We start from the raw sequence: 11,314 nt of genomic DNA on the forward strand, positions 1-11,314 counted from the left end.
TCGCGGTCTCAATATTTATGTGGAGACCACATTCGCGCGTATGCTGAAGGATCGGGCCGGCCAGGAGTGTCGGTGACGCAAGATACCGCTTTTTTAACGATTCGCCTGTTCAGGGCGCTGATTCATCTATGTTGCTCCGGATGACGAGGACACATCAATGGAGAGAAAGCCCAACATTATCGTTTCGTCAACGGACTTGGAACGGCTGGAAGACCTGCTCGATTCGCTTCCGGCAGAAGCTTTCCCCGGTAAGGCCGATTTGCAAGCGGAGCTCGAACGCGCCGAGGTGGTCGATCCGCAGAATGTGCCGCCGTCCGTGGTAACCATGAACTCGACGGTTCGCTTCACCATCGAGTCGACGGGACAGGAATTTTCCCGGACACTGGTCTATCCCAAGGATATCGATACCAAAGGGGACAAGATTTCCATTCTCGCCCCGGTGGGCGGCGCGCTGCTGGGCCTTTCCGCGGGGGACCAGATCGAATGGCCCAGTCCCGGGGGCGGGCTTCTCAAAGTGCGTATTATGGAAGTCGTCCATCAGCCGGAACGCGCCGGTGAACCTCATCGCTGACAGAAGCGATCAGCTTCACAGCTTTACGGATGCTCTCGTCACCCGTACGATCGATCAATTGCATCATCGGATTTGAAAGGATAGCGTGAATGGCTTTTCACCTCGATCAAGTCGTTCCGTGGGGACGCTCTTTCGCCGAATATGTCGCCATGTTTGCATTGAAACCGCACGAACTCGGAAGAAGAATACTCGGCTGCGGAGACGGTCCCGCCAGCTTTAATGCGGAGCTGACGGCACATGGCGGCGGGGTGGTCTCGGTCGATCCGCTCTATCGGTTTACGGCACGGGAGATTTCCTCTCGCATAGACGACACTTTTCCCCTCGTGATCGAGCAGACACGCAAGAATGCCGACGAATTCGTCTGGTCGCATATCCGCTCCGTCGATGAACTCGGCGAAATGCGCCTGCGCGCCATGCGTGCGTTCCTGGCGGATTACCCCGAGGGACAACGCGAGGGACGGTATATCGACGCCGAGCTTCCGTGTTTGCCTTTTGCCGAGCGGTCCTTCGACCTCGCATTGTGCTCGCACTTTCTGTTTCTCTACAGCGCTCATTTCGACGCGGCATTCCACTTGCAGTCCCTGCGCGAGCTTTGCCGCGTGGCAGCGGAGGTCCGCGTCTTCCCCCTGCTGGAACTCGGCGCGGTCAGATCGCGCCATCTCGACGGCGTAGTGGCGCAACTGACCACCGAAGGTTACCGGATCGCGACCGTCAAGGTGCCCTACGAGTTTCAGAGAGGCGGCGATGAAATGCTGATCGTGCGATCCCCGGACACTGACACGCGCGTTGCGGATCGCCGATAGTTATTCCAAATCGCGTTCAATCAGGCATTCATTTTGTAGGATGGGTAGAGCGAAGCGAAACCCATCGATGGTAGGTTAGGCGCACATCAGCACTGACCGACCGCCGATCACCGTGCTTCGCGTGCGCCGTAACCCACCAAGCGACCTCGGACCTGTCCTGAGCCAAGTCGAAGGGTCGGTGGGTTACGCGGAGCCTGTCCTGAGCCTGTCGAAGGGCCTGTCCCGAGCGGAGCCGAGGGGCTAACCCGCCTATGTAATGTTCACTCGAATGCCGATCGGGATTAGAGGCTATCGGGCGGGCCGGTCCGGCGAACCATCAGCGACAGGATCAGATAAGCGATTCCCAAGACGACCAGCGTCGTGCTCGCCGCGAGCAGCCAAGGAAGGTGCCATGGTTCGAACGGATACAGCGGCGCGTGCCAAGCGACGGCCAGAAGCAGCGCCGGAATCAGCAATTTCAGCGCCGTCAACGATCCCTTATTCGCTTTGATGCCGAGCAGTGCCTCTACGATCAACACCAAGGACAACAAGGCGGCGAAAACCGCGAGAACCATTCCGATAGTCGTAATCGGACCGACTTGGGCACCCGCCGCCAAGGTGTAAAGGCGTCCCGAAACCTCCAGCAGCTGCCAAAGCAGGACAAGCCCGAACAGGCCGGCCAACACCGCAGCGGCCCGATCCCAAAGGCGCGCCGGTCGGATCTCCGGCGCCACGGGCCGCACGGGCTTGCCCAATACCGGTTTCCCGAGCCGGCGAACGACCGCTTTTTCCAGCTCGACGACCAGGAAAACCGCCAAGGCCGCGCCGGCAATCCGGAGCCACGCTTCGCCGCTCAGATCGCGGGCACCGAAGGCGCTCTGCATGAACGGCGCATAGGTGAACACCAACTGCAAACCGATCAATATGACAATGGCCAGAATGGCGTATCGATTGCCGAACCAGGCGCGCAACGAAAGGCTCGGAGCCAGGAAGAAGCGGCTGTTGATCAGATAGACCAGTTCACCGGCAACCAATGCGTTGACCGCCGCGGTGCGCGCCAACTCCACCGACGAGCCCTGGCCGATTTCCCATTTGTACAGTCCCAGGGTCGCTCCGACCAGAAGCAGCGAGACGTAGGCGATCCTCCACAGCATGTAACGCGTCACCAGCGGTTCGCGGGGCGGACGCGGCGGACGTTGCATCAAATCGCCTTCCGGCGGTTCGAAGGCCAGGGTCAGCGCCAGAGTCACTGCCGTCACCAGATTGATCCAGAGGATTTGCAGAGGGGTGACGGGTAGCTCCGTACCCAGGAGGATCGCAATGATGATCACCCCGCCTTCGCCGCCGTTCGTGGGCATGGTGAACAGGATGGTCTTGCGCAAGTTATCGTAAACCGTACGCCCTTCCTCCACGGCCGTGGCAATGGTCGCGAAATTGTCGTCGGCCAGCACCATTTCGGCGGCTTCCTTGGCGGCCTCGGTACCCCGCTGCCCCATGGCCACGCCGATGTCGGCGGCCTTGAGCGCCGGGGCGTCGTTCACGCCGTCGCCGGTCATCGATACCACGTGGCCTTCCTCACGCAAGGCTCTCACCAGGCGCAGCTTGTGTTCCGGACTGGCTCGCGCGAACACCTCGACCTCCCTAGCCTGGTTCCGCAGAGCCTCGTCGTCGAGCTTCTCGATCTCCGCGCCGGTCAATGCCCGCGCGCCGTCGCCGATGCCGAGCTGCGTGCCCACCGCGCTGGCGGTCGCGGCATGGTCGCCGGTAATCATCTTGACCCTTATGCCGGCACTTTGGCAGCGGGCCACGGCATCCACCGCTTCCGGCCGCGGCGGGTCGATCATGCCGACCACCCCGAGCAGGGTGAAGCCGCCTTCGGTGTCTTCGAAGGTCAGGGATCCGGGCGGTTCGGTCAAAGGCTTTATGGCGAGCGCCAGAAGCCGCTGGCCGCGGGCGGCGATCTCGGTCGTTCTTCGGTGCCAAAGCGCGGGGTCGATAGGCTCGTCCTGTCCTTCGCGGCGCTGCCGATTGCAGCGTTCCAGCACGACTTCCGGCGCCCCTTTCAGGAAGATCAATCCATGGCCGGAATGGTCGCGGTGCAGAGTGGCCATGAAGCGGTGCTGCGATTCGAAAGGGATGGCGTCGATGCGCGGCAGGGCTTCCTGCTCGAACGCGGGATTCAATCCGGCCTTGTACGCCAAGGTCACCAGAGCGCCCTCGGTGGGGTCTCCTTCCAGGCGCCAGGTTCCGTCCTCCTCGTGGAGGGCCGCGTCGTTGCACAGCAGCCCGGCACGGGCCAGATCCAAGAGGTGGGGCAAATCCGCCGCGAATACTTCGGCATCGCCCCGGCTGAAGCCGCCCTGCGGACTGTAACCGGCGCCGCTCACCTGAATTTCGTCTTCGGCCGTCGCCAACGTCTGCACGGTCATTTCGTTGCGGGTCAGAGTACCGGTCTTGTCGGAGCAGATCACGGTGACCGAACCCAGGGTTTCCACCGCCGGCAGCTTGCGCAGGATGGCGTTCCGCTGCGCCATGCGCTGCACGCCGACCGCCAATGTGATGGTGACGATAGCCGGCAAGCCTTCCGGGATCGCCGCGACCGCCAGGCTCACCGCCGCCATGAACATCTCTTCCAGCCCTAGACCGCGGGTCAGCCAGCCGAAAGCAAAAGTCGCCGCGGCCGAGCCCAAGATGATGGCGGTCAGCCACCGGGCGAACTGCTCGATCTTTTTGAGCAGCGGCGTGACCAAAGCGCCGACCTCCGCCAGCATCGTGCTGATGCGGCCGATTTCGGTGGCCGTGCCGGTGGCGGCCACCACGCCTATGCCTTGTCCGTATGTCACTAGCGTGCCGGAATGAGCCATGCACAGCCGATCGCCCACCGGCGCATCGGGAGCCACCGGCGCCACGGATTTCTCTACCGGCACCGATTCGCCGGTAAGCACGGCTTCGTCGATGCGCAGGCTTCGGACCTCGACCAGGCGCAAGTCCGCCGGCACTTTATCGCCGGATTGCAGCAGCACCAGGTCGCCCGGCACCAATTGTTCGGCCGGAACCGTCATTCTGCGCCCTTCCCGCAGCACCGCGGCGGAGGGCGACAACAGGTTTCGCACCGCCTCGATAGCCGCTTCGGCCTTGCCCTCCTGAATGAAGCCGATAAAGGCATTGAGCACCACGACGGCCACGATCACGGCGGTGTCCACGTAATCTCCCAGCAGCAGGGTGACTGTCGCCGCCGCGAGAAGAACGTAAATCAGCAGATTGTTGAACTGCGACAGTAGCCGCAGCAGGGCGCTGCGCTTGCGGGCCGGCGGCAGGCGGTTCGGGCCGAAGCGTGCCAGCCGCTCGCGGACTTCGGCTTCGGAAAGCCCATGCCGCCGGTCGGTCTCCAGGCGTTCTATCGACTGTTCCGCCGAAATATTGTGCCAAGCGGTGACTTCACCCGTCTTTTCCGGCGAATCGCTGGTCGTATCACTCATCAGGTGCTCCTTATTATTGGAATTATCCTAGAAACGGCAGTTGGACGCGTCCGAGTGTGCGGCGGGCGGGACGGCTGGCAAGGCGCGACGCCGCCGCGGGGCCGTCCCCCGCAAGAAGGAGCAACGCCGCCAGGCGGCCCGCCCGCCGTGCAATCGGGTGCGTAGCGGCCTCACCTAAACGGTGAAGCGGATAGAAGCGGTGACGGTTAAGACTTGAAAGGCTATTCTGGTGCATCGAAGCGGTCAACTGCCGTTTCTAGGATTACCGGTCTGCGGCGCGGCCTGCCGTCGTTCTACCCAGAGTCCGGTGCTCGAACAGTTTGCCGCCCAAGACAATGCGATTCAATTGTCGTGCGGCACTTTTCCGGCGCACACCGCTTTCTTGTCAGATTTCCCATTGCCTGAGGTCCAATCGATATACGGAAGTTTTTTCGAAGGCACTACGGAGGTGTTATGAATATCCGCTCATCCTCGCACGCGATCACGCGGAGAGATTACGATGCCGTCATCTTCGACTTGGACGGCGTGATCACGCAAACGGCGACGCTCCACAAAATCGCGTGGAAGACTCTTTTCGACGACTTTCTGCAGCGGTACGCGGCTCGTGTCGGAGAGCCCCAGCGTAGTTTCGATGCAGATTCGGACTATCGGCTTTACATCGACGGCAAGGCTCGCTACGACGGCGTAGCCGCCTTTCTGGCCTCGCGCGGCATTGCGCTTCCCTACGGCGAGCCCGGCGATGGATCGGACCGGGAGACCGTCTGCGGGCTCGGCAACAAGAAGAACGTCCTCTATCTGGAACTCCTCCGGAGCCGCGGTGCCGAGATCTATCCATCGAGCGTCGACCTGATTCATGAACTGAGAGCGAAGAAGTTCGCGACGGCCGTCGTGTCGGCAAGCCGGAACTGTGCCGAAGTCCTGGAGGCGGCGCAGTTGAGCGACTTGTTCGATACGCGGGTCGACGGGATCGACTTGGAACGAATGCGTTTGCGCGGCAAACCGGAGCCGGATTCCTTTCTCGAGGCCGCCAGGCGGATCGCCGTTGAGCCACCCCGCGCGGTGGTTGTGGAAGACGCCATCGCCGGAGTCGAAGCAGGTCGCAGAGGAGGGTTCGGCTGCGTCGTCGGCGTCGACCGAACCGGCCATGCAGACGCCCTGAAAACGGCGGGGGCGGATATTGTGGTGGCGGACCTCGTCGAACTGAGCACGGACTAGAACGTCCTCTCGCCCGATCGGGGATGAAAAGGCAAGCCGGATTGTTCGCGGCTCTCTGGCAAAACCAGGACCGGGCATGGCGCATACTGGAGCACGTAGCGCAGGGTGAGAGCGCAACGCGGCGCCAGTTCGCCATGCCATGACAGAACGATCAGATCGGCCCCGCGACTGTGGGTGAAGCGCACGATCTCGGGACCGGGCTCGCCGCGCGCCATGAACATCCGAATTCCGCCCTTAACCGGTTCTCCGGACAAGTATCTTACCCGCTCCAGAAATTCCTGTGCCCAGGCGGGCCATTCATGCTGGGGCTGATCGACATATTGGGGTGCGGTCAATGTGCCAGGTTCCTGCGGCGGAGGGGCATGTGCACCGGACACATGCAGGACCAACAAACTGGCGCCAGTGCGCCCGGCAAGCGTGATAGCCGGACCCAGCGCTCGGGCGGTCTCGGGCGTACCATCCTGGGGCAGTACCACTTGCCGAATGCGCCACGGCGTCGGCTCGCGTTCCGGCGGCACCAGCACGACCGGGCAAGGCATCTCCCGAAGAACCCCTTCGGCAGTGGAATCGAGCCCGGTATCGGGCATCTTCTTGCCCTCGTGCATTGCCATGACGATGCATAGGCTGCGCCACTCCGTAGCCGCACGGACAATCCCCTCGGCCGGCTGCCCTTGCATCGGGGCGATGATGGCATGTTTGAGCAGTGCTTTCAGGCTGGGAAATTTCTTCTTCAACTCCGGAAGAGAACTTGTCGGCCATTCGGTTTGCACAACGCACGGGGTTGCCTCCGCGAGTTGGATGACGGTCTTCGCGACCGGCAATATGGCAGCGGACCGGGACGTTGTATCGAGCGGCAATACGACTGTGTTCCTTTCCGCACGCTCATCGCTCATGTTGAAACCTCCTTCCAGACTCCTTCAACCAGTTTCCAGCGAACGCGCTGGCCGGATACGAACCGCGCGGGCGACGCGTCCCCTACCTGAATTACCACGGGCTCGCCCGACTCCGCGACGATTTCGACGGTTTCGGGCCTAACGTCCACGTGCAGGCAGACGCCCCGCCAAACCAACCGAAAACGGAGCGCTCGCCACTCTTGCGGACAGTGGGGCGTAAAGCCCAACCCGTCCGACCGCACGCTCAATCCCGCGAAGCCGAAAACCACGGCCTGCCACAACCCACCTAGCGCCGCGGCATGAACGCCTCCCGCTGCGTTTCCCATATTGTTGGTGAGATCGATTTCCGAGGCCTGGCGGAAGTAGCGCATGGCGGTTTCGATATCGCCCAGCCGAGCGGCCACGGCGGCATGAATGGACGGACTCAGGGAGCTTCCGTGGGAGGTACGCGGCTCGTAATAGCGGAAATTGGCCTCACGCGCCTCGGGCGACCACCGGTCCCAGAACAAATAGATCAGCATTACGACATCGGCCTGCTTGACGACTTTGCTCAACTGCGTCCGCTCTCGCCCGAGAATCATATCCATCGGCAAGATACGGGGACCGTATCGGGCGAGGTCGATGTCTTCCAGTTCGAAGTACCCCTTGAACTGCTCGAACAGCGCTGTCTTCGGATCGAACCCGGTATACATTCGCCGCGCCAAGTCCCGCCACGTCTCGGGTTCGTCCTCGTTTACATCGAGGCGGCGCGCAAGCTCCAGCCAGCGATCCGGCCACCGATCGGCGACGATGCGCGCCGCCTCTGCGGCACGTTCCAGGTTCCATTGCGCCATCAGGTTGGTAAAAGCGTTATCGTCCATGCCCTCGTGATACTCGTCGGGACCGATGACTTCCCGGATGTGATAGCTTCCATCCTCCTCCAAAAGGCCCCGGCTCGCCCAAAATCGTGCGGTTTCGAACAGAATCTCCGCACCGGCTTGCAAAAGAAACGCCTCGTCCGCGGTCGCCTGCCAGTATTGCCAAACGGCATAAGCGACATCAGCGCTGATATGGTGCTCCAGCACGCCGTTGAGAATGGGCTTGATCTCGCCGTCGGGGGTTATGCTGTAACCCGGCGTGGTCTCTTCGCCGGTGTAGGTCGATTCCCAGGCGTACAGCGCTCCTTGGTAGCCCAGCCGACGCGCCTTTTCCCGTGCGGCCGGCAAAGTGTGATACCGATACATCAGGAGTGCCCGTGCCGAAGGGGGATGGGTGAAAATGTAGAAGGGCAGCATGAAGATTTCGGTGTCCCAGAAGACGTGGCCTTTGTAGGCTTCGCCGGTCAGAGCCCGAGCACCGACGGAAACCCGCTCGTCTTCCGGGTTGGCGGCCCCGATCAGGTGATAACATGCGAATCGCACGGCCCTCTGCAATGCCTCGTCTCCCTCGATTTCGACGTCGCTTTCCCGCCAGCGCTCTTCCCAAGCCCGCGAGTGAGCATCGATCACGTCTTCCGGAGCGGAATTCAACAGCCTCCCCAAATGGTCCGCAGCCATGGCGGCCGGTCGCTCGGTCTCCCGCGAGGTGTAGATCACGACCAAACGGTCGAACCGATAAGTTTTCCCCGGCTCGATATCCAGCTCCCAGGACTCGACGCGTCGGTCCGGCAGCGGTTCGACTTGCGGCGGGACGACCTCGCCGCCGATCCGCAGTCGGCCCGCGGTAGCGACCACGACCTTGATTTGCGTGGTTCGCGTGCACAGCTCGAGCAGATAGGGCGAATCGGGGCCAATTTCCGAAGGCGGACAGGGTTCTGGCGTTAGACGTACCCGGCCGGGACGTTCGACCTCCGGTTCGGTCAGCGCCCGGAGATGAATTCGGGGAAACTGGTTTTCCGCGTTCAGTTGTATGCACTGAAAGAGAACATGCCGGTCGGCAAGCGAAGCCAAACGGCAGGCACGTACGTGAATCAGCCCTTCGTTCCCCGCCCGGTAGTCAAATTCGCGCCACAGAATACCGTGCCGCATATCGATCACGCGGCGGTGCCAAAGGTAACCGCCCTGATCGAGACGGAACTCCTGTCCGCCGATCAGCAAGCTCAGCTGCATCCAATCGGGAGCCGCGGCGAGTTCCGGAACGGGATCACCTTGGGCGGATGAATCGGTGTCGTAAACTCCAGCGATGAACGTTGCGGGATCCGACAATGGGCTTCCTTCCGCGAGAGACGCGCGGGAACCGACATAGCCATTCGAAACCGCGAACAACGACTCGATTTCGTGCTCCCGCGCCAGATTGAAACCCTCTTCCTCGATTCGCCATAGCGGATCGTCCGTGGGACCAAAACAGGAAGCACCTGCTCGTGCCGTGTTAACCCGGTGATCTTTCATGACGAGAAGAAAGCGGAACACCCAAGAGTATGCATGCGCCGAACAGGCCTATCCGGTTCGGCTTTCGCCCAGTTTAAGGATGAATGCCCCGTCGGCGATTCGATCCGATGTTGACGAATTAAGGCGGAGATCCGCCCTATGGAGTAAAGAGAGCGCCGACCGCCACGGCGGTCGGCGCTCCGAATGACTGCCGGGACGGGAATCCACCGCCGATGGACCGTCATCCGATCCAAATCGACTCTCGATGCTGTCCCGTCCCGTTCTACTTCAGCCCTCAAGGAGTCTCCTTACGGCCTACCCGGATGTCGTTCTTGACATCTTTAACGCCCTCGACGCCACTGGCGATTTCTGCCGCCCGCTCCTTTTCGGCCGCGCTGTCGACGAAACCGCTCAGCTGCACGACACCTTTGTTGGTTTCGACTTGAATGGCGAGGCCGCTCGTGCTCTGATCCGCCAGCAATGCCGATTTGACTTTGGCGGTAATCGCCGTGTCGCTCATGTATCCCCCGGCGGTTTCGGCCAGAATCGAGTCCATCGGATCGTCCGGCGCAGCCATGACCCCAGATCCGAAATAACCGGCAACGGCGATAGCCACGAGAGATGCTAAGACGGATTTGCGCGTAATCATGATCTTGTACCCTCCTTGGGAATCAGAAAATACTTCCTTTCGGCTGAGGCTGACCCGCCGAGATTTTCCCAAAGGGTATGCCCTACCCTTTTTTCGCGATCGGACAGGATTTGGCCTCATTAAAGGTACGACAGCGAATTCGTACGAAAAATCATGGCTCAAACGGTTTTTTCAGCCTGGAAAGGCAGTTGGATACGTAGCGGCTTAACCCAAATGGCAAAGCAGATAAAAGCCGGGACGGTCAGGATGAACAGGCTATTTTCTTGTCCACTGAAGCGGCGTCGATTTCGGATGGCTGCCGATCGATCGGCAGTGGCCTCATCTTCTGAAATTTCGCCTCTAGTCCGAATCGAATCGGCTTTAGAACGCGAAAATCATGCGCCAGACCGCCATCCACTCCGTAGGCTGACCCGGCAGGCGGGATGGGCCGGCTCCGAGTTGAAGAGTGGCGTGATCCGTGAAGTCCAGATGCATCTGCGGCATCAACAGATAGCCCCAGCGCGATGCGATTTCATTGTCCAGTTCGATGCCCAACGTCACGCGATCGGAGACACCGTAGAACCAGCTCGTATTGACGATACCTGCCAATTTATTGCGCCGATCGATACCGGACCATCTGAGCCCCGCCATGTTGAAGGTGCTGAACGCGTGGTCCCAGCGATAGCCGGCGAGATAAAGAGCGTCGGCGGAATAGCCGTCGTGATGCCGGTCATAGCGCCCGATGGCCTGCCAACCGTGAATGAAGCGGCGTCCGAACAGCGTTCCCAGAGTCCCTTGTACCGCCAGCTTGTATTCGGCTATCGATAGGTTTTCAAAAGGAAGTTCGAATTCCACCGCCAAGCCGTCCCGGACCGCATATTCCAGTTCCGGTGCCCAATCCGTTTCTCCGTTTCTCAGAGAGTGCCCCGCCAGAACATTGGTCTCGAACTCTCCCTGCTGCACGCCCAGCGGCCTGACCAAATCGAACACCATCGGCTCGGGAATGTGAGGCCTCTCGCTGCTCAGAGCGGCATCACCGTTCTCCCCGTCTTCGAAGATGTTTCCGTAAGCCCCGGAGGCAACTGTTAGCAAGACGAATATCGAAAGCGTGCCGCTGCAAATCGGAATTCTCGATCGCCCTAATACCGGGATCAGGCTCGAAACCGCTATCGTCGCACGACTTTCGATCCAAGAAAGCCGACCGACCGGCCGGTAGTCGATCCGCTGTCCCCGACCGTTTTCCTCCGATTTCATAAAACGCCGACTGGGATGGCCTGCTTTGGTGGTATCAATCCGGAGCTGCCGTTGAGGTTTTTCAATTCCACGGTGATGTTGTCATCCGAGGCGGCGGCCACGAAGTCGTGGATGGTTTCGAGGATGTCCTGGTCGATGAATTGCGCT

General features: G+C 61.0%; 8 protein-coding genes. 3 read left to right on the forward strand and 5 right to left on the reverse strand.

Going from position 1 to position 11,314, the window contains the following annotated elements; translation table 11 throughout:
• Positions 1-157: 157 nt before the first annotated feature.
• Complete coding sequence (rnk, locus tag B2A78_RS22985) at positions 158-571, forward strand: nucleoside diphosphate kinase regulator (protein WP_077732384.1); 414 nt, start codon at positions 158-160, stop codon at positions 569-571.
• 89 nt (positions 572-660) lie between these two features.
• Entirely contained in the window at positions 661-1,374 is a 714-nt protein-coding gene (locus B2A78_RS22990) for a class I SAM-dependent methyltransferase (protein WP_077732385.1), read from the forward strand.
• A 281-nt stretch (positions 1,375-1,655) separates the two neighbouring features.
• On the opposite strand, the gene B2A78_RS22995 is transcribed toward B2A78_RS22990, so the two are convergent.
• Positions 1,656-4,832: a cation-transporting P-type ATPase gene (locus tag B2A78_RS22995; protein WP_077732386.1), complete on the reverse strand. Its 3,177-nt coding sequence runs from the start codon at positions 4,830-4,832 to the stop codon at positions 1,656-1,658.
• Between the two features lie 453 nt (positions 4,833-5,285).
• On the opposite strand from B2A78_RS22995, the gene B2A78_RS23000 reads away from it, so the two are divergent.
• Positions 5,286-6,047 carry a beta-phosphoglucomutase family hydrolase gene (locus tag B2A78_RS23000; RefSeq protein WP_077732387.1) on the forward strand — a complete coding sequence of 254 codons (762 nt, stop codon included), beginning with the start codon at positions 5,286-5,288 and terminating at the stop codon, positions 6,045-6,047.
• On the opposite strand, the gene B2A78_RS23005 is transcribed toward B2A78_RS23000, so the two are convergent.
• The 4 genes from B2A78_RS23005 to B2A78_RS23020 form a co-directional block, all read right to left on the reverse strand.
• The gene (locus tag B2A78_RS23005; RefSeq protein ID WP_077732388.1) at positions 6,044-6,940 is read right to left on the reverse strand and encodes a universal stress protein; all 897 of its coding nucleotides are present in this window, start codon (positions 6,938-6,940) and stop codon (positions 6,044-6,046) included. The two genes, B2A78_RS23000 and B2A78_RS23005, sit on opposite strands and share 4 nt — an antisense overlap.
• Entirely contained in the window at positions 6,937-9,327 is a 2,391-nt protein-coding gene (locus tag B2A78_RS23010) for a glycosyl hydrolase family 65 protein (RefSeq protein ID WP_077732389.1), read from the reverse strand. Before B2A78_RS23010 ends, B2A78_RS23005 begins: the two co-directional genes overlap by 4 nt.
• Before the next feature lie 253 nt (positions 9,328-9,580).
• Complete coding sequence (locus B2A78_RS23015) at positions 9,581-9,934, reverse strand: BON domain-containing protein (protein WP_077732393.1); 354 nt, start codon at positions 9,932-9,934, stop codon at positions 9,581-9,583.
• Positions 9,935-10,294: 360 nt separating this feature from the next.
• Positions 10,295-11,005, reverse strand: a complete 711-nt coding sequence (locus B2A78_RS23020; protein WP_143735291.1) for a hypothetical protein — start codon at positions 11,003-11,005, stop codon at positions 10,295-10,297.
• Positions 11,006-11,314 lie beyond the last annotated feature (309 nt).

Source organism: Methylocaldum sp. 14B, from assembly GCF_002005105.1.
In the GTDB taxonomy this organism is placed as follows: Bacteria; Pseudomonadota; Gammaproteobacteria; order Methylococcales; family Methylococcaceae; genus Methylocaldum.